At 72.3% G+C, this 21,629-nt stretch carries 16 protein-coding genes; 6 read left to right on the forward strand and 10 right to left on the reverse strand.

The window, feature by feature from the left end; genetic code table 11:
• Positions 1-118: 118 nt before the first annotated feature.
• The 3 genes from ppgK to hrpA all read left to right on the forward strand — a co-directional run bounded on the left by ppgK (position 119) and on the right by hrpA (position 5,443).
• Positions 119-871 carry a polyphosphate--glucose phosphotransferase gene (gene ppgK, locus OG589_RS03850; RefSeq protein ID WP_405146210.1) on the forward strand — a complete coding sequence of 251 codons (753 nt, stop codon included), beginning with the start codon at positions 119-121 and terminating at the stop codon, positions 869-871.
• A gap of 121 nt (positions 872-992) precedes the next feature.
• The gene (locus OG589_RS03855) at positions 993-1,424 is read left to right on the forward strand and encodes an ATP-binding protein (protein WP_405146212.1); all 432 of its coding nucleotides are present in this window, start codon (positions 993-995) and stop codon (positions 1,422-1,424) included.
• A gap of 128 nt (positions 1,425-1,552) precedes the next feature.
• Positions 1,553-5,443 carry an ATP-dependent RNA helicase HrpA gene (gene hrpA, locus OG589_RS03860; protein WP_405146213.1) on the forward strand — a complete coding sequence of 1,297 codons (3,891 nt, stop codon included), beginning with the start codon at positions 1,553-1,555 and terminating at the stop codon, positions 5,441-5,443.
• Between the two features lie 72 nt (positions 5,444-5,515).
• Here hrpA and OG589_RS03865 read toward each other — a convergent pair whose 3' ends face one another.
• Both OG589_RS03865 and OG589_RS03870 read right to left on the reverse strand, forming a co-directional pair.
• Entirely contained in the window at positions 5,516-6,076 is a 561-nt protein-coding gene (locus OG589_RS03865; RefSeq protein ID WP_405146214.1) for a TetR/AcrR family transcriptional regulator, read from the reverse strand.
• A gap of 57 nt (positions 6,077-6,133) precedes the next feature.
• On the reverse strand, positions 6,134-7,234 hold the full coding sequence (locus OG589_RS03870) for a DUF6745 domain-containing protein (protein WP_405146216.1): 1,101 nt from the start codon (positions 7,232-7,234) through the stop codon (positions 6,134-6,136).
• Positions 7,235-7,471: 237 nt separating this feature from the next.
• Between OG589_RS03870 and OG589_RS03875 the strand changes: the two genes are divergently transcribed.
• The gene (locus tag OG589_RS03875; RefSeq protein ID WP_405146218.1) at positions 7,472-8,128 is read left to right on the forward strand and encodes an HAD family hydrolase; all 657 of its coding nucleotides are present in this window, start codon (positions 7,472-7,474) and stop codon (positions 8,126-8,128) included.
• Positions 8,129-8,148: 20 nt separating this feature from the next.
• Here OG589_RS03875 and OG589_RS03880 read toward each other — a convergent pair whose 3' ends face one another.
• From OG589_RS03880 to OG589_RS03900, 5 genes are all read right to left on the reverse strand, one after another.
• Positions 8,149-10,044: a nitrate- and nitrite sensing domain-containing protein gene (locus OG589_RS03880; RefSeq protein ID WP_405146219.1), complete on the reverse strand. Its 1,896-nt coding sequence runs from the start codon at positions 10,042-10,044 to the stop codon at positions 8,149-8,151.
• A 151-nt stretch (positions 10,045-10,195) separates the two neighbouring features.
• On the reverse strand, positions 10,196-11,509 hold the full coding sequence (locus OG589_RS03885; protein ID WP_405146221.1) for an amidohydrolase family protein: 1,314 nt from the start codon (positions 11,507-11,509) through the stop codon (positions 10,196-10,198).
• Positions 11,497-12,318: an energy-coupling factor transporter transmembrane component T family protein gene (locus OG589_RS03890; RefSeq protein ID WP_405146223.1), complete on the reverse strand. Its 822-nt coding sequence runs from the start codon at positions 12,316-12,318 to the stop codon at positions 11,497-11,499. Before OG589_RS03890 ends, OG589_RS03885 begins: the two co-directional genes overlap by 13 nt.
• Positions 12,319-12,322: 4 nt before the next feature.
• Positions 12,323-12,886, reverse strand: a complete 564-nt coding sequence (locus OG589_RS03895) for an ECF transporter S component (RefSeq protein WP_405146225.1) — start codon at positions 12,884-12,886, stop codon at positions 12,323-12,325.
• A complete protein-coding gene (locus OG589_RS03900) occupies positions 12,883-14,541 on the reverse strand; it encodes an ABC transporter ATP-binding protein (RefSeq protein WP_405146227.1) in 1,659 nt (552 codons plus the stop codon). The genes OG589_RS03895 and OG589_RS03900 overlap by 4 nt, the downstream gene beginning before the upstream one ends.
• A gap of 501 nt (positions 14,542-15,042) precedes the next feature.
• On the opposite strand from OG589_RS03900, the gene OG589_RS03905 reads away from it, so the two are divergent.
• Positions 15,043-17,547, forward strand: a complete 2,505-nt coding sequence (locus OG589_RS03905) for a tetratricopeptide repeat protein (RefSeq protein WP_405146229.1) — start codon at positions 15,043-15,045, stop codon at positions 17,545-17,547.
• 24 nt (positions 17,548-17,571) lie between these two features.
• Here OG589_RS03905 and OG589_RS03910 read toward each other — a convergent pair whose 3' ends face one another.
• Entirely contained in the window at positions 17,572-18,456 is an 885-nt protein-coding gene (locus tag OG589_RS03910; protein WP_405146231.1) for a hypothetical protein, read from the reverse strand.
• A 176-nt stretch (positions 18,457-18,632) separates the two neighbouring features.
• Here OG589_RS03910 and OG589_RS03915 point away from each other — a divergent pair, with 176 nt between their 5' ends.
• A complete protein-coding gene (locus OG589_RS03915; protein ID WP_405146232.1) occupies positions 18,633-19,451 on the forward strand; it encodes a tyrosine-protein phosphatase in 819 nt (272 codons plus the stop codon).
• 112 nt (positions 19,452-19,563) lie between these two features.
• Here OG589_RS03915 and OG589_RS03920 read toward each other — a convergent pair whose 3' ends face one another.
• Both OG589_RS03920 and OG589_RS03925 read right to left on the reverse strand, forming a co-directional pair.
• On the reverse strand, positions 19,564-20,619 hold the full coding sequence (locus OG589_RS03920; protein WP_405146233.1) for a Gfo/Idh/MocA family oxidoreductase: 1,056 nt from the start codon (positions 20,617-20,619) through the stop codon (positions 19,564-19,566).
• Positions 20,616-21,521 (reverse strand): proteasome assembly chaperone family protein, encoded by a 906-nt coding sequence (locus OG589_RS03925; protein WP_405146234.1) that lies wholly within the window; start codon positions 21,519-21,521, stop codon positions 20,616-20,618. The genes OG589_RS03920 and OG589_RS03925 overlap by 4 nt, the downstream gene beginning before the upstream one ends.
• Between the last annotated feature and the right edge of the window lie 108 nt (positions 21,522-21,629).

Consider the following 21,629-nt stretch of genomic DNA (forward strand, 5'->3'; position numbering starts at 1 on the left):
ATCTTCCGTAGGGTGTCGGTTCCGGCGACACGGTCGCGCCGGAACGCATCACCGGTCGTATCCCGGCAATAAGGGCTGCACGGGCGTTGCGAGCACTGTGGGCATCGTGAGGAGTGGGATGAACGTACTGGGGATCGACATCGGCGGATCGGGGATCAAGGGCGCCCCGGTGGACACGGTGGCGGGAACGCTGCTGGAGGAGCGCCTGCGGATACCGACCCCGAGCCCCTCGGCTCCCGGCCCCGTGGCCGAGGTCGTCCGGGAGATCGTGGAGCACTTCTCCTGGACCGGGCCCGTCGGCATCACCTACCCCGGGGTCGTGGTGGACGGCGTGACCAGGACCGCGGCGAACGTCGACCGCGCCTGGATCGGCCTGGACGCCAGGAAGCTGTTCGCGGACACGACCGGCCTCGACGTCACGGTCCTGAACGACGCCGACGCCGCGGGCGTGGCCGAGGCGACGTTCGGCGCCGGCAGGGACCGCAGGGGCCTCGTGGTGATGCTGACCTTCGGGACGGGCATCGGCAGCGCCCTCATCATGGACGGCGTCCTCATCCCGAACACCGAGTTCGGGCACATCGAGATCAAGGGCCACGAGGCCGAGCACCGCGCCTCCGACCACGCCCGCGAGGCCCATGACCTGAGCTGGGACAAATGGGCGCACCGGGTGCAGGAATACCTGGAGCACATCCAGGCGCTGCTGTCCCCCTCGCTGATCGTCATCGGCGGGGGAGTGAGCAGGAAGGCCGACAAGTTCCTGCCCCACATCGAGCTCACGGGGACCCCTCTCGTGCCCGCGCTCCTGCAGAACGAGGCGGGCATCATCGGGGCCGCCCTGGCCGCGCGGCCGGCCGGCCACGAGATCACCTGACCGGAGGGCCCGCTCGCCGTGGCCGGAGACGGCCACGGCGGCGATCGCATTTCCTGGTGGCTTCTGTGTTTGTACCGGGCCCTGAGGGCACCTTTATCAACGTGGGCCGGAAGGAGGCACCGTGGAGGTGACCATCGCATTGCGCTTGCCGCGCGATGCAGCGAGCGTATCCGTCACCAGGCAGATCCTTGGGGCGGAACTGGAGGTGCTCGGCGTCGAACGGCACATCAAGGAGGACATCCAGCTGATGCTCACCGAGGCGTGCTCCAACGTGATCAGGCACGCTTCCGAGACCGACGAGTACACGGTGAGCGCACAGCTCGTCGCCGACAAATTCGTGATCACCGTGGTCGACACGGGCAGCGGGTTCGATCCCGACAAGGTGGGGGCGAGATCCCCGCTGGCCGAGCACGGGCGGGGGCTCCAGATCATGCGGGCACTCGCCGACGACGTGCGCTTCATGAACCGTCCGAAACACGGCGCGATCGTCTGCCTGGAGAAGGCGTTGCGGTACATCCGCGACTCTCCTGGCGCACTACTCACCGCTCACTGAGCCGGCTCCTCCCCCGTCCAGACGGGCGGGGGGCACGGGGCCACTGGTAAACCGTTGGCGAAGACGGGGGGCGGGTTGCTTATCCTTGCCGGTGGCGGCTGTCTGACGAGACGGCCGGGAAAGCGACCATGGGAACGTCTTCGTTGAAATCGCCCCTCACCGACCTGCGCGAACGCCTGCCCGCGCTGATGCTGCGCGACGAGATCAGGCTGCGCCGCCGTCTCGACGGCGCGCGCCGGGTGCGCGACGGCAAGGCACTGCGGGCGATCACCGACCAGGTGGCCACCGAGATCGAGGCCGCCGAGGCCCGCGTCGGCGCCCGGCGGGCGCTGGTGCCGGAGATCACCTATCCGGCGAGCCTGCCGGTCAGCCAGCGCAGGGACGACATCCTCGACGCCGTGCGCGACCACCAGGTGGTCATCGTCGCGGGCGAGACGGGCTCGGGCAAGACCACGCAGATCCCGAAGATCTGCCTGGAGCTCGGCCGGGGGGTCAGGGGCCAGATCGGCCACACGCAGCCGCGCCGCATCGCGGCGCGCACGGTGGCCGAGCGCATCGCCGAGGAGCTGGACACCCCGCTCGGCGACGCCATCGGCTACAAGGTGCGGTTCACCGACCAGTCCGGCGAGGGCACGCTCGTCAAGCTCATGACCGACGGCATCCTGCTGGCCGAGATGCAGCGCGACCGGCTCCTGTCCCGGTACGACACGCTGATCATCGACGAGGCGCACGAGCGCAGCCTCAACATCGACTTCATCCTCGGCTATCTGAAGCAGCTGCTCCCCAAGCGCCCCGACCTCAAGCTGATCATCACCTCGGCGACCATCGACCCCGAGCGGTTCTCCCGGCACTTCGGCGACGCCCCGATCGTGGAGGTATCCGGGCGCACCTATCCCGTCGAGGTCCGCCACCGGCCGATCAGCGAGGACCAGGAGGACCAGGCGCAGGCGATCGTCGACGCGGTCGACGAGCTGTGCGCCGAGGGCCCCGGCGACATCCTGGTGTTCCTCAGCGGCGAGCGTGAGATCAGGGACACCGCCGAGGCGCTCAAGGGCCGCAGCGAGGAGGTCCTCCCGCTGTACGCGCGGCTCTCGTCGGGCGAGCAGCACCGCGTGTTCCAGCCGCACCGGGGGCGCCGCATCGTCCTCGCGACCAACGTCGCCGAGACCTCGCTGACGGTCCCGGGCATCAAGTACGTCGTCGACCCCGGCTTCGCGCGCATCTCCAGGTACAGCCACCGGCTCAAGGTGCAGCGCCTGCCGATCGAGCCCGTCTCGCAGGCGTCCGCCAACCAGCGCAAGGGCCGCTGCGGGCGCACCTCCGACGGCATCTGCATCCGCCTGTACTCCGAGGAGGACTTCCTCGGCCGGCCGGAGTTCACCGACCCCGAGATCCTGCGCACCAACCTCGCCTCGGTCATCCTGCAGATGACCTCCCTCGGCCTGGGCGACATCGCGGCGTTCCCGTTCGTCGAGCCGCCGGACCAGCGGCAGGTGAAGGACGGCGTCAACCTCCTGCAGGAGCTGGGCGCCTTCGACGAGCACCGCAAGCTCACGGCGATCGGCGGGAAGCTCGCCCAGCTTCCCGTGGACCCCCGGCTCGCCCGCATGGTGCTGGCCGCCGACGGCAACGGCTGCGCCACCGAGGTCATGGTCATCGCGGCGGCGCTGTCCATCCAGGACCCCCGCGAGCGGCCCTCGGACAAGCAGGCCCAGGCGGACCAGAAGCACGCGCGGTTCGCCGACAAGGAGTCCGACTTCCTGTCCTACCTGAACCTCTGGGAGTACGTCCGCGAGCAGCAGAGGGAGCTGTCCTCCAGCCAGTTCCGGCGCATGTGCAAGGCCGACTTCCTCAACTACCTGCGCGTCCGCGAGTGGCAGGACATCTACAGCCAGCTCAAGCAGGTCGCCAAGGGCATGGGCGTCACGCTCAACACCATGCGCCCGGCGCCGTACCAGATCCACGTCTCGCTGCTCGCCGGGATGCTCTCCCACATCGGGCTGATGGACGTCGAGAAGGCCGACAAGAACGACGCGGGCCCGCGCCGCAGGCCGTCCCGCGAGTACATCGGGGCACGCAACGCCCGGTTCGCGATCTTCCCGGGCTCGGCGCTGTTCAGGAAGCAGCCCCGCTGGGTCATGGCCGGCGAGCTGGTCGAGACCTCACGCCTGTGGGCGCGGGTGGTGGCCAAGATCGAGCCCGAGTGGGTCGAGCCGCTCGCCCAGCACCTCGTCAAGCGCACCTACAGCGAGCCGCACTGGGAGAAGAACCAGGGCGCGGTCATGGCGTACGAGAAGGTCACCCTGTACGGCGTGCCGATCGTGGTCGACCGCAAGGTCAACTACGGGCGCGTGGACCCCGAGCTGTCGCGCGAGCTGTTCATCCGCCACGGCCTGGTCGAGGGCGACTGGGACACCCACCACAGCTTCCTCAAGGAGAACCGCCGGCTGCTCTCGGAGGTGGAGGAGCTGGAGAACCGCGCCCGCCGCCGCGACATCATGGTCGACGACGAGACGCTCTTCGACTTCTACGACAAGCGGGTGCCCGAGAGCGTCCTGTCCGCCGCCCACTTCGACACCTGGTGGAAGCGGCAGCGGCAGGCCGAGCCCGACCTGCTGACCTTCTCGGCCGACATGCTGATCAACCAGGGTGCGGACGCCGGAGGCCTGCAGGAGGCCTACCCCGACGCCTGGCGGCAGGGCGGCCAGCGGATGCGGCTCACCTACCAGTTCGAGCCCGGGGCGGACGCCGACGGCGTGACCGTGCACGTCCCGCTCCAGGTGCTCAACCAGGTCGAGGGCGACGGGTTCGACTGGCAGATCCCCGGGCTCCGCGAGGAGCTGGTCGTCGAGCTGATCCGGTCGCTGCCCAAGCCGATCCGGCGCAACTTCGTGCCCGCGCCCAACTACGCCAAGGCGGTGCTGGAGCGCGTCACGCCGGGCGGCGAGCCGCTCGTCGAGGCGGTGGCCCGAGAGCTGTTCCAGCTGACCGGCGTGCGGGTGCCGCCCGACGCCTGGGACCCCGCCCGCCTGCCCGACCACCTGAGGGTCACCTACCGCGTCGTCGACGAGCGCAGGAGAACGGTCGCCGAGGACAAGGACCTCGTCGCGCTGAAGCGGCGGCTCGCGCCGAAGATGCGCGCCACGCTCGCCCGCGCGGGTGAGGAGCTCGAACGCACGGGGCTGCGCGCGTGGACCTTCGGCGAGCTGCCCAAGCTGTTCGAGCAGGGACGGGTCAAGGCATACCCGGCGCTCGTGGACGAGGGCGGCAGCGTCGCGATCCGGGTCTTCGAGACCGAGGCCGAACAGCGGTCCGCGATGTGGGCGGGCATGCGGCGGCTCGTCCTGCTCAACGTCACCTCTCCGGCGAAGGCGATCCTGCGCGGCCTCACCACCTCGCAGAAGCTGGCACTCAGCCACAGCCCCCACCGGGACGCCGCCGAGCTGTTCGAGGACTGCGTCACCTGCGCGGCGGACAAGCTCATCGCCGAGTCGGGCGGCCCGGCGTGGAACCCCGCCGACTTCCAGCGCGTCCACGACCACGTGCGCGCCGAGCTCTTCGACACCGTGTCGGAGGTCGTGGCGAGGGTCGAGCGGGTCCTCGCGATCTGGCAGACGGTGCGGAACACCCTCAGCGCGATGAGGAGCCCGGCGGACACCCTGGAGGAGATCGAGGAGCACCTGTCGTCGCTCGTCTTCCCGGGCTTCGTCACCGCCACCGGCTACCGGCGCCTGCCCGACCTGCAGCGTTACCTGCGCGGGGTGGAGCGGCGGCTGGAGAAGCTCCCCGACGACCCCTACCGCGACCGCGAGCGCATGCTCCAGCTCGACCGGGTGCGCGACGCGTACGACGAGACGGTGGAGAAGCTCCCCCCGGCCCGCAGGTCGGAGGACGCCGTCACGGAGATCCGCTGGATGCTCGAAGAGCTGCGCGTCAGCTACTTCGCCCAGACCCTCGGCACCCCGTACCCCATCTCCGACAAGCGCGTCCACAAGGCCCTGGCCCAGCTCACCGGCTGACCGTCTACGAGGGCACCGTGGGCAACAGTCCGGCGACGCCCCGGAACCGGGGGGACGGCTCGGTCACACTGGTCAGCGCGGGGTGAGGTGGTGGCTGAGGGCGCGGGCGAAGGCCTCGACGTCGTCGCCCGGCCGGATGTTGCCCTCCAGGATCAGGCTCGCCAGGCCGTGCATCAGCGCCCAGACGGCGATGGCGCTCGTGCGGTCGGTGGAGCCGAGCTGCTGGGCCGTGCCGTGCAGGAGCTGGTGGCCCGCGCGCTCGCGGGCCGCGACGAAATCGGGGTCGCGGGTGTTGAGCAGGTCGGGCGCGCGGATGACCGCGAAGTGGCCCGGGTGGGCGACGGCGAACAGCACGTACGCCACGCCCTGCTCGGTGAGGCCGCCCGCGACCTGCGCCCGCTCGAGCTCGTCGGCCAGCAGGTGGTAGCCCTCGACGGCCAGCGCGGTCAGCAGGCCGGCCTTGTTGCGGAAGTGGTGGGTGGGCGCGGCGTGGGAGACGTCGGCCTGGCGCGCGACGTCGCGAAGGCTCAGCGCCGCCGGGCCGTCCTTGGTGACGGCCACAAGGGCGGTGTCGAGCAGGACACGGCGCAGGTCACCATGGTGGTACGACTGCCTCCCCTCGCGACCGCTCACGTCGGGCATCCTACCGAGTCTCCCGAGAGGCCCCGCAAGTCGATCGGCGGTCGACCTCTACGGCGGATCCTCCTCGGGGCACGCCGACGCGTACTGTTCTCCGGTGAGCCCGTGCGCCCAGCCCGCGGCGTCGTAGGGCGTGGCGACCTCGGCGGGGACGACCAGCGCGGACGCCCGGCGGCTCCCGTCGGGCGCGGCGGTGTGCAGCAGGACCCTGGCGGGCTCGCCGAGGATCCGCTCGGGGACCTCGTAGAGCGCCAGCACCCGCCCGGGGTCGCGGGGCTCCTCGGCCTCGGCGACCAGGGCCAGCCCGGCGTCGGCGACGTAGCGGTCCCAGCCGAGCGACTCGATGGCGCACCTGCGGACCTCCGGATCGTCCTCGGCGTGCACCGCGTCGGCGGTGGGGGCGGTGACGACCCACGCGGGGACGCGCGTGCCGTGCCAGGCGTAGAGCGCGTCCCCGTCGGGCCAGGCGAGGGCGGGCCCGGTCGCGCAGTGGAGCCGGTGGTCCCTGTCCCGCCGCACGAGGAGGGGCCGCTCGCACAGCACGGCGGTGCCGTCCAGCGGGAACCACCAGCCCACCAGCCGGGTCACCTCCGCCAGCGCGTCAAGCCGCTCGTCGGCGTCCAGGAGGGCCACCCGCAGGGCGCAGGTGTACAGCGCGATCCAGTAGGCGTCGCCCCACACCCCGAGGGCGCCCCACACGTAGAAGCAGGGCTCGGAGCTGATCCGGTCGCGGAGCCGGCCGAGGACCTGGCCGCGCATCTGGCCCCTGAGCCGGTTCCAGAGCTGGTCCCAAAGGAGGCTCCTGAGCTGGCCGCGCAGCCGGTCCCACAGCCCCGCGCCGAGCCTCGCGAGGAGCCGCTGCTCGACGTCGGCCCTGAGCCGGTCCTCGAAGGGGAACCTGTCGGGGTCGATCGGCCGCGAGGGGGCGGCGGCGGAGAAGGCGCCGAGCGGCGACCCCGCCCACACCATGCGACGGGGCGGCTCCAGCCCGACCGCGCGGTAGACCCCGCGCACGGCCTCCTCCGCCCGGTCCCTGTCGACGGGTGCGGTGGAAATGCCCACCCGCAGCCACTGGTCACCGACGGCGGCGACGAATGCCTCGTGCTCGACGGTGAGGGTGCCGTCGAAGCCGGCGAAGGTCCTGCCGATCATCTGCTCTCCCCCGGACTGCGCCTGGCGTGCCGTACGAGATGTGGATCACTTCACCATTGCCGTCGTCTGATCGATCCAATCGACGCGGGCGCCGGTGTGCCGGCGCTGACCCAGGCTCGCCGGGCGCTCTTGGAACTGGCTTGTGGCCCGCTTAAGGCGAAAGCGCGCCGTATGGGGGGATCGGGGCGCCTCCGGCGGCCGGGTAGGGTCGTAGGGCGCCTGCGAGGAGGAGGTCCCGTGGTCCGGGCGGTGGTGTTCGACGTCGGCGAGACGCTCATCGACGAGACGCGCATCTGGTCGCGGTGGGCCGACCGGCTGGGCGTCTCGCGGTTCGTCATGCTGGGGGTGCTCGGCGGCATGGCCGCGCTCGACCGGTCGCACAGGGACGCCTTCGAGGTGGTGCGGCCCGGCCTCGACGTCCACGCCGAGATGGAGGCGTGGCGCCGCGACGAGCCCGAGGGCCTCCGGGAGAACTTCGACGCCGGCGATCTCTACCCCGACGTGCGGCCCGGCCTGACGGCGCTGCGCGAGGCGGGCTACGAGCTGATCATCGCGGGCAACCAGCCCCCGCAGGCCTATGACGCGCTGGTCGCGATGGACCTGCCCGTCGACTCCGTGCACACCTCGGCCGGGTGGGGCGTCAGCAAGCCCCGGCCGGAGTTCTTCGCCAAGGTGGCCGCCGTCGCCGGCCGGGAGCCGGGCGAGATCCTCTACGTCGGCGACCGGCTCGACAACGACGTGCTCCCCGCCCGCGAGGCCGGGATGCGCACGGCGCTGCTGCGCCGCGGCCCGTGGGGGTACCTGCACGCGGAGCGGCCCGGGGCGCGGCGTGCCGACGTGATCGTCGACGGCATCCCCGAGCTGGTCACCGTCCTCGCCGACCACAGATTCTGAGCGCCCGCCTTCCTGGAGGGCTACAGCGGTCTGCCCGGCTCGGGGGCGGGTTCTACGGCCGGGGCGAGCGGAAGGGAGTTCAGGCCCGGCTCCGGCAGGAGGGGCGCGTCCTCGCCCGTGGAGATGATCAGGGTGTGCGGCAGGAGCACCACGGCGGTGGTGCCGCCGTACGGCGAGCGGCGCAGCGTGACCTTGACGTCGTGCCGGTCGGCCAGCTGGCTCACCACGAACAGGCCGAGCCGGTCGCTGTCGGCCAGGTCGAACTCCGGCGGGTTGGCCAGGCGGCGGTTGACCTCCGCGCGGTCCTCGTCGGTCATCCCGAGGCCGCGGTCCTCGATCTCGACGGCGAAGCCCCGGCCCACCAGCTCGCCCCTGATCATGACCCGCGTGCTCGGCGGGGAGAAGACCGTGGCGTTCTCGACCAGCTCGGCCAGCATGTGGATCACGTCGGCTACGGCCGTGCCCACCAGCGAGGCGTCGGTCATCGGGGGCACGGTGACGCGCGTGTAGTCCTCGACCTCGGCCACGGCCCCCCGTACGACGTCGTGCATCGGCACAGGCCTGCGCCAGGCCCGGCCGGCGGGCGCGCCGGACAGGATGATCAGGCCCTCGGCCTGGCGGCGCATGCGCGTGGTGAGGTGGTCGAGCCGGAACAGGTCCGCGAGGGCGTCGGGCGCGCTGGTCTTGCGCTGCATGGAGTCGAGCTGGGTGAGCTGGCGGTGGAGCAGCGACTGGTTGCGCCTGGCCAGGTTGCGGAAGACCAGGCTGACGCCCTTGCGGAGGTCCGCCTGGCCGACCGCGGCCTCGACGGCGGTCCGCCGCACGGTCGAGAACGCCTGGGCGAGGTCCTGCACCTCCAGCGTGGTGCCGGTGACGGGGATCGGCGGCGCCTCGCTCTCGACGTCCACGGCCTCGCTGTCGCGCAGCTTGGCCACCACCCTCGGGAGCCGCACGTCGGCCAGGTCCAGGGCCGAGCTGCGCAGGTCGGCCAGCTCCTGGGCGAGCCCGCGTCCGAGGCGAGCGGACAGGATCACGGCCAGCAGGATCGCGATGAGGCCGAGACCGCCCGCGATGACGATCTGCGCGATGATCCCCGAGGCGGCGGCGTCGGTGCGGGCGTTGAGCAGGTTGGCGCGGCTGACGCCGAGCTGGTCGACCCGCGACCCGAGCTGGTCGGCGAGCGGCTGCCAGGCGGCGGACTGCTCCGGGCGCCCGCCCCGCGAGATCACCTGGTTCTCCATGGTGGTGAACCGCTTGTAGTCGGCCGAGGAGAGCAGCTCGTCGTACGGCCGCCGCAGCTCCGCGTCGAGCGCCTGCAGGCCCCTGCCGAGCAGCAGCCTGCGTCCCGCGACCATCTCGGCGAACGCGCGCTGCTCCTCGGCGTTCAGCGAGCCCTGCAGGATGGCCCCGGAGAGCAGGGCGTCCTCCTGGGACAGCAGCTCGCGGGACCGCACGACCGTCTGCAGGCCCGCCGCCTTGCGGTAGAGCGTCAGCTCGGGCACTGTGACGAGCTGGTCGTACATCTGGTAGAGCGAGTCCTGGATCTCGGTGTACTCCACGATCGCCTGGAGCCGGCTGGTCGCCCGGGCGTCGACGTCCTCGCGGATCACGTTGAGCCTGTCGAGCCGGCGCTCCAGCTCCGTGAGGCTCTGGACCACCTCGGGGCCGGTGGCCGACCGGCCCTCCAGCGAGGTGGCGCGCTGGTGGAACAGCACCATGGCCCGGTCGGTCTCGTCGCGCGCGGCGGACAGGCGCCCGCCGTCGGGGGCGGTGCCGCTCAGGTAGATGGCCGACAGCTGGCGCTCGTGCTGCACGTGGCCGGCGACGACGGCGGCGGGGCTCGCCACCTGCTCGAACAGCGTCACGGCCCGGCGGAGGTCGAAGAAGTCGCCCACGATGTGCCCGGTGATAAACATCCAGAGCACGATAAGCGCGACAATCGGCAGGCTGAGCAGTGAATATAACTTAAAGCGAATAGTGCGGTTCTGAAGGGCCATGTCTCCGCGCCTAGCGTGAGGCCTATAAAATCGTAATATCGCGCTTGATTTCGTGAAGATCGCTGCGAGGTTAGCACCCACGGTGACCCTCCGGGGTCGAGTTCACGAGGTGCACGCGACCCGCGTGGTCATCGCCCGTGACCGTGGCCACGCAGCGCCCCGGCCCGTCCTCGATCAGGCACAGATACGGGTCCCGCTCGCCGGGGTCGACGTCGAACACGGCGAAGTCGCACCGCGTCCCCGCGGCGAGGGAGCCGATGCGGCCGGGCCCGGTGTCCAGGCCGAGCGCGCGGGCCCCGCCGACGGTGGCCGCCTCGACGAGCCTGCGGGACAGGTCCGGTGCCCGGTACCCCTGCTCCAGAGCCAGCGCGCGCAGCAGGCGTACGTCCTCGAGCAGGTCGAGCGACGGCGAGGAGGCCAGCGAGTCGGTGCCGACGGCGATCGCGCAGCCCTCCTCCAGCAGCGCAGCCACCGGCGGACCGTCGAGGCCGAGGGTGCGGTTCGACCTCGGGCACAGCGCGACGCTCACCCCGCGCTCGCGCAGCAGCGCCCGTTCCTCCGCGTCCAGGTGGACGCCGTGGGCGACGTGGCAGTGCGGCCCGAGCAGGCCGAGCGCGTCGAGGAAGGCGACCGGCCCCTGACCGGTGCCGCCCGCGCGCAGGATCTCGAAGTCGAACCCCAGCTCGCGGACCAGATGAGCGATCGGCCCTGTGCCGGAGACCGTGTACTCCCGCTCGTGCGCCGACTCCAGCAGGTGGATGTGCTGGCGCAGCCCGAACCCGCGGGCCAGCACCGCGAGGTCGGCGAGCACGCCGGTGTCCAGGGTGTACGGGGCGTGCGGCGAGAGCCCGACGGCGCCCGTGCCCGCGGCGCCCAGCTCGCGGACCGTCGAGGTCAGGTGGTGGCGCCCGGTCTCCGCCCAGCTCGCGTCGGTGTCGCCGAGCACCTCCAGGTAGGAGATGCCGGCGAGGCCCGCCTGGGCGAGCACGGGCATCGCCTCCACGTCGGTCACCACGTCGGCCACCGCCGTGGTGCCGTGGCGCAGCGCCAGGAGCGCCCCCTCCCGCGCGCTCCCCGCCCAGTCCGCCCCCGCGGACGAGAAGTAGACCGCGTCGAAGGCGTTCGACCACTCCTCGAACGTGTCGTAGACCCGCCTGCCGACCTCCGCCATGCCCGTGAACTGCAGGTGGGTGTGGGCGTTGACCAGCCCCGCCACGACGACCCCGGGCCAGCGGAGCTCCTCCGCGCCGGGGTGGGCGGCGAGTATCTCCCTGCGGGGCCCGACCTCCAGCACCCTGCCGCGCAGCACGGCCATCGCGCCGTCGCGGATCGGCGGGCGGGACACCGGCATGACCAGCGGCGCCGAGTGGATCACGGCACCCATACGGTCTCCGTCAGCCCGAGGATCTTGGCGGCGACCAGCACGGCGGCCATGGCGGCGAAGCCGCCGAGCACCAGGTAGTCGGCGCGGTCGAAGGCCAGCTCCCGCATCCAGGTGCGGTGCCTGCCGCCGAACCCCCGCAGGTCCATGGCGTTCACGGTGTCCTCCGCGTCGATCAGTGCGTTCACCGTCACAGGCACGACGACGGGCTTCAGCGTGATCAGCCTCTTCACGGGGTTGCGGGTGCGGCTGTGCTCGTACCCCCTGAGCCGTTGCGCGTCCACGGTCTCCTGCAGGCTCGCCCACGTCGAGGGCAGGAACCGGAAGGTCAGGTCGATGCCGTAGGCGAGCCGTTGGGACAGCCCGAGCCGCGCGAACGCCACCCCGAGGTCCGAGGGCGCGATGTTGAACGCCACGGGGAACCCGACCATGGCCAGGGAGATGTAGCGCACGAGCAGGGTGGCCGCGTACGACAGGGTCGCCCAGGTGACGGCGGTGTGGGTGACAGGGACGGTGAAAAGGACCTCGGCGTTCCCGCCGGAACGGGTGTCCGCCGAGGTCAGGATGCTGTTCGCCACGACCAGAGCCGTGGTGAAGGTCAGCATGAACGCCCAGTTGGCCCGCACCCCGCGCCACGGGATCCCCGCGGCGCGGTAGTACGCGAGGGCGGCCGCGGTGCACAGCAGCACGGGCCTGAGGTCGTCGATCCCCGCCACGGCCACGAGGTAGAGCACGGGAACGAGCAGGAGCACGCGCGGATCGCGACGGCTCAGGAACGAACCCGCGCCCAGGTAGCGCGGCGTGACGTCCACCCGGTTACCGTCCGGTCCGCTTGGACAGCGGCTCCCAGATGGCGTCCAGGGCGGGGGTCAGGATGACGACGGCGATGCCGTCGGCGATGAGCGCGGGCACGTAATTGACGGTGAAGAAGGTGTTGAAGCCGATGCCCTGCACCCAGATGTCCGTGATCACGAAGAACAGGCCGATGGCGGTGGCGACCAGGGCTCCGAGAGCGGTCACCACCAGGCGCACGGCCTCGTTGGCGATCGGCGGCAGGTAGGCGAAGATGAGCCCGGCGACGGCGCCGACGAGGCCGTTGGCGACGCTCCAGTTCCAGTACTGCAGGCCATAGCCGGAGATCAGGTCGATGATGGCGTTACCGACCAAGCCGACGAAGAATCCCGCGATCACGCCGAAGCGCTTGCCGAAGAACGGCACCAGCGCGAAGGCGGGGCGGACGGTGACGCTCTGCGTGCCGGGGATGAGGAAGCTGAACAGGCCGAGGACGGCGTAGAGCGCCGCGCCGACCGCGCCGAACACGACCGTGCGCGACGAGATGGCTAAGACGGGCTCTCGCGGGGTGGTTGCGTCTGTGCTCATGAGGGGGTGGTTCCTTCCTGGGGGGATGGGTTGGAACGTGGGTGGTGCGAAAGGCCGCGGGCGAGGTCGAACGGGTGGGGGATCGAGCTCGCGTCGGGCAGGTGCTCGCGCACCGCCCGGACCAGGCTGGTGGCCTGGAGCCCCGCGCGCGACCACACGCCCTCGGCGCGGGCCAGCTCGGCGGGGGAGGCGTCGGCGACCACGCGGCCCTCGTCCACGACGACGACGCGGTCGGCGTAGGTGAGGGCGAGGTCGACGTCGTGGGTGATGAAGTAGACGCTCTCCACGGTTTCGGCGGCCAGGGCGTGGCCGATGAACGCGGTGGTCGTGTGGAGGTCCTGCCCGGCGGTGGGCTCGTCGAGGATCAGCGTGCGGGGGCGCATGGCCAGGGCGAGCGCCACGGTGAGGCGGCGCTGCTGGCCGTACGACAGCGTGCGCGGCGGCCGGTCCATGATGTCCTTCTCGCCGTCGAGGAGCACCGCCCGCAGGACCTTCTCCGACTCCTCGGCGATCTCCCCGGGGCTCCACCCGAGGTTGCGCGGGCCGAACGCCAGCTCCTGGCCGACGGTGGCGCTGAAGAGCGCCTGCCCGGGGTTCTGGAAGACGTAGCCGAAGGTGGTCGCCAGGCTCGCGATCGACCGGTCGGCGACGGGGGAGCCGTCCACCAGGACCTCGCCCCGCGAGGCGGCGATCAGCAGCACGGCGGCGCGCAGCAGCGTGGACTTGCCCGCCCCGTTGGGCCCGAGCACCGCCACCCGCTCGGACGGGCCGAGGGCGAGGTCGGTGCCCGCGAGCACCGTGCGCTTGCCGTACCCGAGGCTGACGTCCCGGTACTCCAGCCTCGGGACATCGCCGGCGGCCACGCGGCGGGCCGGCGCGGTGACGGCGGGCAGCTCGGCGGCGCGGGCCACCAGGGTGGCGAACGGCAGCTTGACGTGCCCGACCGGCGCGACCTGGAGGAACCCCTCGACCGGCCCCTGGTAGCGGGTCGTGCCCTCCTCCAGGTAGAGCACCTCGGCCGGCTCGAACTCCAGGATCTCCTCGACCCGGTGCTCGACCACGACGGCGGCGCCCCCGTCGTCGACGAACCTGCGGACCTCGCGCATGAGGCGCAGGCTCGCCGCCGGGTCCAGGTTGGCCAGCGGCTCGTCCACGACGACGACCTTCGGGCGCATCACCAGCACCCCGGCGAAGGCGACCATCTGCAGCTCCCCGCCGCTGAGCCCGGCGGTGGCGCGGTCGAGCAGGTGGGTGATCCCGACGCGGTCCGCCACCTCGGCCGTGCGCCGCCTGATCTCCTCTCGGGGCAGGCCGAGGTTCTCGGGGCCGAAGGCGATCTCGGCCGCCACGGTGGTGCCGACGATCTGCTTGCGCGGGTCCTGCAGCATCGTGCCGACGACCGTGGAGATGTCGCGGATCGTCCGTCCGGTGACCGGCCGCCCTCCCACCAGCACCTCGCCGGTCACCTCGGCGCGGTAGGCGTGCGGGATCAGGCCGTTGACCAGGCGCAGCAGCGTGCTCTTGCCGCATCCGGACGGTCCGCTCACCAGCGTGAGGTCGCCTGGGTTCACGGTGAGCGAGGTCGCGCCGAGTGCGGCCTGCCCGGTGGAAAGGTAGCGGACGCTCGCGTCACGGACCTCGATGAGCGCGGTCATGACGGGATCACCCTTCTCCTTTCCGACGTGTCGCGGGCGGCGCGGAGCTGTCCGACGTGGCGCGGATGGGAGCTCGTACCGGATCTTTGTCCAGAGGAGATTAAAGGGGAGATCTTTGCCTAAGCGCAATTGCTGGTGAAAGGCTGTGTTTTGAGTGGTCTGGCCGAATTAGATGCTTTCGGTTAGCTCAATTACGGTCAGATGAAGCCGGTGGGGGTGCCCGGTTACGCGGGTGTTTCGGACCGCGAACGTGAATTCCCCGCGAACGGTGGCCGAGCGGTGGCACCCACCGCGCCGGCCGAGCGCGCGATCACCACTTGTCTGCTTGAATCGGGTCAGATGACGCGCCATGCCCCTCGGAGGACGCCCATGTCCCGGCCACCGCGGTCGCTCGATCGGCGAAACCATCCGAACGCCGCCCACAGGCCCGGGCACGGGTCAGGCCGGAGGAGCGGAGCCCCCGGGCCCCGGCGAGGCCTGCTCGTCCGCCTGGCGCCGCCGATGGCCGGGATCGGCGCGGCGGTCGCCAGCGTGCTGGCCACCTCGCTCGACGTGTGGGACCTGCCCGTCCAGGCGAAGATCGCCGTCACCGTGCTGGCGGCACTGCTCGTGGGGCTGCTGACCTGGGCCACCACCGGCTCGCCCTCGCAGGGGACGGCGTCCGGCCAGGACGCCGCGGGGACCGAGGCGCCGGCGCAGCTTCCCCCGGTGATCGAGCACTTCACCGGGCGCGGCGACTCGCTCGCGGGGCTGCGCCGCGCGTTCGCCGAGCGCCGTACGATCCGCAAGGGCGTGCCGGCCGCGCCGCTCACGATGTCGATCTACGGTCCCGGCGGTGTGGGCAAGTCGGCGCTGGCGACCCGCTTCGCGCACGAGATCAAGGACGCCTACCCCGACGGCCAGCTGTACTTCGACCTGCGCGGCACGGACCTGCCCGTACGGCCCGAGGAGGTGCTGCTGGGGTTCCTGCGGGCGCTCGGGGTGCGGCTCACCACGGACCTCGGCGGCATGCGCGAGCTGCAGAAGCTCTGGTGGACCTGGACCCGGGGCTGCCGGATCCTGATATTTCTGGACAACGCGGAGCGGGGGGACCAGGTCAGGGACCTGATCCCTCCCGAGTCTGGATGCGCGGTGATCATCACCTCCCGCCAGCCGCTCTTCCTGCTCAACGCCTACGACCGCCAGCTCTCGGTCTTCACCGAGGCCCAGGGGGTGGAGCTGCTCGCGCGGCTCTCGGGCGACGACCGCGTCGCCGCCGACCTCGAATCGGCCCAGCAGATCGTCCGCATGTCCGGCCTCCTCCCCCTGGCGATCAGCATCTGCGGCGGCCGCCTGCGCACCAGGGACAGCTGGACGCTGGCCGGCTTCGCCGAGCGCCTGAGCGACGAGCGCCGCAGGCTCGACCAGCTGGAGGTCGCCCCCAAGATCGACCTCAGCGTGCGGGCGTCCCTCCAGCTCGGGTACGACACCTGCACCGACATCCAGCGGCGCCTGCTCCGCCTGCTCGGGGTCCTTACCGCCCCTGACATGCCCGGCTGGGTGGCGGGCGACCTTCTCGGGGTCTCGGCCATGGACGGCGAGGACCAGCTTGAGGCGCTCGTCGACGCCCAGCTCGTCGAGTTCATCCCCCAGGAGGGCGGCCCCGGCGCGGGCACGCGGACCCGTTACCGGCTCCACGACCTCGTGCGCCTCTACGCCCGCGAGCGCGCCATGATCGAGGAGAGCGACGAGGCGCGGCGCGCGGCCGTCGAGCGCGTGCTGGCCGGCTACCGCCGGGGGGCGGAGGCGGCGGCGATGGCCCGCTGGCCCCAGGACTGGCGGCGGCGGGGCAGCCATCGCCAGGCGGGGCCGCCCGCCCTGCCCGGCGGCCAGGCGCCCCCCGCCGAGTGGTTCAACACCGAGCGGCTCGCCCTGCTCGCCGCCGTCCACCAGGCCCGCGCGCTGGAGATGTGGGAGCCCGCCTGGGGGCTCGGCCGGGCCTTCTGCTCCCTGTGCCACTCACTGCGCGCCTACTGGCCCGACTGGCGGGTGGTCGCGGAGACGGGGTACGAGGCCGCCGTCCGGATGGGCGACGCCCGCGCCCTCGGCATCGCCCTGCTGGAACGGTCGGCGGTCCTCGGCGGCCAGGGGAACCGCGCCGGCGCGCTGCGCGACGCCGAACGGGCCCTGTCGATCTTCACCGAGCTGGAGGAGATGTGGTGGATGGCCCGCGCGCTGCGCTCGGTGGGCATGACCCTGCTCAGCGAGGGCGGTCTCGACCGGAGCGAGACATACCTGATCGACGCGATCGCGGCGTTCAAGGCCGAGGGCGACCCCTGGTGGTCGGCGCGCACGCAGCGCAACCTGGCCGAGCTGTGGCTGTCGCAGCGCCGGCCGCGCGAGGCCAGGGTGCTGCTGGAGGAGGCGCTCGCCGTCTTCCAGGCGGAGGGCAACCGCTACTCGGAGGCGCAGACCCAGCGGGTGCTCGGTGAGGTGCTGGCGGCCGAGGCCCGTGCCCTGGACGCCGAGGGGGGCTCGGAGGACGCCGAGCGCAAGTACATCCTGGCGGGCAACGCCCTGAGGTTCGCGACCAAGGCCTTCCACGACAGGAACGAGGAGTGGGAGGAGGCCCGCTGCCTGCGCACGGCGGGGGAGATCGGCGACCCCCAGAACGGCCTGCGGGAGTACGCGTCGGTCGTCGAGGCCAAGGAGACGCTCGACCGGCTCGGCGACTCCTGGGGGGTGGCGCGCAGCGAGGTCTCCGAGGGCAGGGCGCTGGCCCGCCTCGGCAGGACCGACCGTGCCGTGGCGGCGCTGCGCCGGGCCGTGAGCGGCTTCGAGGGCCTGGCCGACCGCTGGTGGCAGGCGAGGAGCCTCCGAACGCTCGCGGAGACGCTGGCCGACGCGGGCCGCCCGGGCGAGGCGGTCGAGCCGATCACCCGGGCGCTGGAGCTGTACCGCAGCCTGGGCAACGAGGCGGGGATGACCCGTGCCCAGAACGTGCTGGAGCGGGTGACCAGGGCCTGACCCGGCACCGCACCCCGGAGGGCGTTAGGCGGCGGTGAGCGGGGTGTGGGAGATCAGGTGGTCCCCGGCTCGCCTGGCCTCGTCGAGGCTCCGGTGGAAGACGCGCTCCACCTCCCGCGCCTGCCCGCCAAGCCCGTCGATGTGCGGAGCCGCCAGCCGGTCCTCCGCGGTGCCGGCGAGCAGCCGCTCGTAGTCGGGGGTGCGCTCCCGTAGCACCTCCAGCCGCCGATGGGCCCGGTAGACGGCGTCGGCGCGCCGCACCTCGCGGGCGTACTCCTCAAGGGTCGCGACGCGTGCCGCGAGCGAGCGGAGCGCCCGGTCGAGCGCGTCGTCGTAGGGGGTGAAGATCTCGGCCACGTCGTCGGGCAGGTCGCGCGGCACGATCTTCTCGTGCTCCGCCCGCGTGCGGGTGAGGTCGGCCAGTCGCTCGCCGAGCCGCCAGACCTCGGCCGGGAGGGTGATCGCGTTGTCGATCGAGTCCAGCAGGCCGGCGGCGTGGACCTCGGACTCCAGCACGTCGCCGGTCGCCGCCTGGGCGCGGGCCAGCAGGTCGCGGCAGCCCTCGTCGAGGTCCTCGGGAAGGATGAACCGGGCGGAGTGCTCGGCTGCCACCCGCAGGCGCCTGCGCGCGTCCCGCCGCTCCGGGTCGGCGGCCAGCGCCCGGACGCCGACCAGTCCCGTGACTACGGCCCCCAGCGTGAACATGCCCCAGGGGCCGGTCAGCACCCAGGCGGCGATCAGGGAGACCGTGACGGCGACGACGGCGGCCGGGCTTGGACCCGCGGGCGGCGGGACGGCTCCGGCGCGTACGGCGTGGAGCGCTCCGGGGCTGGTGCGGAGGGTCCGCGCGACGCCGGGCGGCAGCGAGGGGTCGAGAACGAGCTTCGGGACGGGCGTCCGTGGGTCCACATGACCTCCTTGGGGGAAGGCGGCCGGGCGGCCGGAGCCGATGAGGGCTCGGTCCTTTACATCACGTATGGGCGGGCGTCACGGTGGCAGACGCCACGCAATGGACATGTTCTTTTGCCACTGTGCCCTTACCGCCTTCTTCGCGCGGACATATAGCGCATATAGGGTTGGAAGTGATGAATGAACTAACGAGGTGGATAACTCTTGACGGCGCCGTGAACGTGCGAGACCTCGGCGGTCTTCCCACGGTCGACGGCGAGACGACGACATTCGGGCGGGTGCTGCGCTCGGACAACCTCCAGGGCCTGACGGACGCCGACGTGGAGAGGCTCGTCGGTGAGCTGAAACTGCGCGACGTGGTCGACCTGCGCTCCAACGCCGAGGTCTCCCTCGAAGGCCCGGGCCCGCTCACCAGGGTGCCGGAGGTCGGCATCCATCACCTGACCCTGTTCGCGGAGGGCGGCCGGCACACCGACGTCGAGGCCGACACCGGGGACGCCCCCGCGACCCGCATCGACGCCGACCGGGTGCTGCCCTGGCAGGGCAGGCGCGAGAGCGACGCCGCCGAGGTCAGGGTCCTCGGCTTCTACTACGCCTACCTCCGCGACCGCCCCGACTCGGTGCTCGCCGCGCTGCGGGTCCTGGCGTACGGCGACGGCGCGTGCGTCGTGCACTGCGCCGCGGGCAAGGACCGCACCGGGGTGGTGTGCGCCCTGGCGCTCTCGGTGGCCGGAGTCGAGCGCGAGGCGATCGTGGCCGACTACACCGCGACGGGCGACCGGCTGGAGCGGATCCTCGCCCGGCTGCGCGCCAGTGACACCTACCGGGACGACCTCGACGCGCAGCCCGCCGAGAACCACCTGCCGCGCCGGGAGTTCATGGAGAACTTCCTGCGCGCGCTCGACGAGAGGCACGGAGGGCCGCTCGGCTGGCTCGCCGAGCAGGGCTGGACGGCCGAGGACGCGGCCGCGCTCCGCTCCCGCCTGCTCGGCTGAACCCAGCCCGGCCTGATCGGGCCGATCAGGCCGGGCCACGGCTCACGACAGTGCGGGCGAGGCCTCCGGCGGGCGATGTGAATCTTGGTCGACTCACGCCGGAGCCCTGGCGCTACGCCGGGCCGGGTGAGCCGGAGTCCCGCGCGAGCGGGACGACCCGCCGCTCGGCCGCCGAGGTGCGCGCGGCGTGCAGCACGGCCAGCGCGGCCGACACCTCCACCGGATCGACCGGCGGCGGGGCGCCGTCCCTGAGCGCGGCCACCACGCCGGCGTAGAACTCCTGGTAGGCCCCGGGCTCGGTCTCCACAGGACGGGCGTCGCCGTCGGCGCCCAGCACGCCCCACCGCTCGGGCTCCTCGGCGCCCCACCCGGGACCGCCCGGGCGCTCGCCCGCCCGCAGCCGCTCCTCCTGGGGGTCCAGGCCCCACTTGACGTACGCCGCCCGGGACCCGAGCACGCGGAACCTCGGCCCGAGCTGGGCGGCCACCGCGCTCATCCACAGATGCGACCGGGCGCCGCTCGCGTGGGTCAGCGCGATGAACGCGTCGTCGTCCGCCTCCACCCCGGCCCGCCGGACGTCGGTCTCCGCGTACACGTCGGTCACCGGGCCGAGGTACCGCAGGGCCTGGTCGACCAGGTGGCTTCCCAGGTCGTACAGCAGGCCGCCCAGCTCGTCCGGGCCGCCGTTCTCCCGCCAGCCGCCCTTGGGCACGGGCCGCCAGCGCTCGAACCGCGACTCGAAGCGGTGGACCTCGCCGAGGTCGAGCTTGCACAGCGTGCGGAAGTCGCCGTCCCAGCGGCGGTTCTGGAACACCGTCAGCATCAGGCCGCGCTCGCGCGCGAGCCGTACGAGGTCGAGGGCCTCGGCGGCGGTGGCGGCCAGGGGCTTGTCCACCACGACGGGCAGCCCCGCCGACAGCGCCTGCGTGGCGAGCGGGACGTGCGTGCGGTTCGGCGAGGCGACCACCACGAGGTCGAGATCGAGCCCGAGCAGGCTCTCGGCCGAGGGGACCACCCGGGCGCCCGGGTGATCGCGGCCGACGCGGGCCGCCCGCTCCGGATCCCGCGTCACGACGGCGTCGAGCCGCAGGCCGGGCGTGGCGGCGATCAGCGGGGCGTGGAAGAACTCCCCGGCCGGGCCGTACCCGGCCAGGCCTACCTTGATCATGAGTCGCGCTCGTCGCGCTCGGCGAGGAAGCGCTCGAACTGCGCGGCGAGCTCGTCGCCCGTCGGCATGGGAGTGGTCTCGGCCATGAGGTTCTCGCGCTCGGCGCCCGCGGTGAACGCGTCGTACTGCTGCTCAAGGCCCTGGATCGCCGTGGACAGCTCGGCCGAGGCGATGATCTGCTCCTCTATCTCGGCCGTGGTCTTCTCGGCGGCGTCCTTCAGCGCCGCCAGGGGGAACACCAGCCCGGTGCTGCGCGTGACCGCCTCGAGCGCCGTCACCGCCGCCCTTGGGTACTCCGCCTGGGCGAGGTAGTGGGGAACGTGCACGGCGTAGCCCAGCGCGTCGTGGCCCCGCGCTCCGAGCCGCAGCTCGATCAGGGCGGCGGCGCTGCCCGGCACCTGGATCTTGCCGAACGGGCTGCCGGGGCCGCTCACGAGCTCGGGCCTCGTGCCGTGGGCGGTCACGCCGAGCGGGCGGGTGTGCGGCGCGGCCATGGGGATGCCGTGCATGGTCACCAGCTTGCCGATGTTCAGCCGGGTGACCAGCGTGCCGATCGCCTCGGTGAACAGCTCCCACTCGCGGTCGGGCTCCGGGCCGCTCATCACCAGGAACGGCGTGCCCGTCGCGTCGTTGGCGAGGTGGACGGCGAGCTCGGGGGCCTCGCAGTCGACCCAGCGGTCGGTGTCGAAGGTCATCAGAGGCCGCCGCGACCGGTAGTCGAGGAGGCGGTCGACGTCGAACGTCGCCACGACCCGGTGCTCCAGTTCGGCGAGCAGGTGGCCGACGGCGAGCCTTCCGGCTCCTCCGGCGTCCACGAAACCCTCAAAGTGGTAGAGCAGCACCGGATCGGTCAGCTCAGGGACATCACCGCTGAGCCGGTAGAGATCCGTCGGGTCGAACACCTTGGGTCCCAGCCTTTCTTTCGTCTCTCAAGAGAGAACCTATGGGATGTCCTGGGGATTCCGCCGCGCGAGTCGCCCGCTACCCGGGGTTCGGCCCCGGGCACCCAG

This window comes from Sphaerisporangium sp. NBC_01403, assembly GCF_045040145.1.
Lineage (GTDB): Bacteria > Actinomycetota > Actinomycetes > Streptosporangiales > Streptosporangiaceae > Sphaerisporangium > Sphaerisporangium viridialbum.

Bases quoted from the DNA above. Each gene is read 5' to 3' on its own strand.
- ppgK (WP_405146210.1), top strand. From the start codon at position 119: ATGAACGTACTGGGGATCGACATCGGCGGATCGGGGATCAAGGGCGCC.
- OG589_RS03885 (WP_405146221.1), bottom strand. From the start codon at position 11,509: ATGGGTGCCGTGATCCACTCGGCGCCGCTGGTCATGCCGGTGTCCCGC.
- OG589_RS03900 (WP_405146227.1), bottom strand. From the start codon at position 14,541: ATGACCGCGCTCATCGAGGTCCGTGACGCGAGCGTCCGCTACCTTTCC.
- OG589_RS03915 (WP_405146232.1), top strand. From the start codon at position 18,633: ATGAATGAACTAACGAGGTGGATAACTCTTGACGGCGCCGTGAACGTG.
- hrpA (WP_405146213.1), top strand. From the start codon at position 1,553: ATGGGAACGTCTTCGTTGAAATCGCCCCTCACCGACCTGCGCGAACGC.
- OG589_RS03880 (WP_405146219.1), bottom strand. From the start codon at position 10,044: ATGTTTATCACCGGGCACATCGTGGGCGACTTCTTCGACCTCCGCCGG.
- OG589_RS03920 (WP_405146233.1), bottom strand. From the start codon at position 20,619: ATGATCAAGGTAGGCCTGGCCGGGTACGGCCCGGCCGGGGAGTTCTTC.
- OG589_RS03895 (WP_405146225.1), bottom strand. From the start codon at position 12,886: ATGAGCACAGACGCAACCACCCCGCGAGAGCCCGTCTTAGCCATCTCG.
- OG589_RS03870 (WP_405146216.1), bottom strand. From the start codon at position 7,234: ATGATCGGCAGGACCTTCGCCGGCTTCGACGGCACCCTCACCGTCGAG.
- OG589_RS03905 (WP_405146229.1), top strand. From the start codon at position 15,043: ATGGCCGGGATCGGCGCGGCGGTCGCCAGCGTGCTGGCCACCTCGCTC.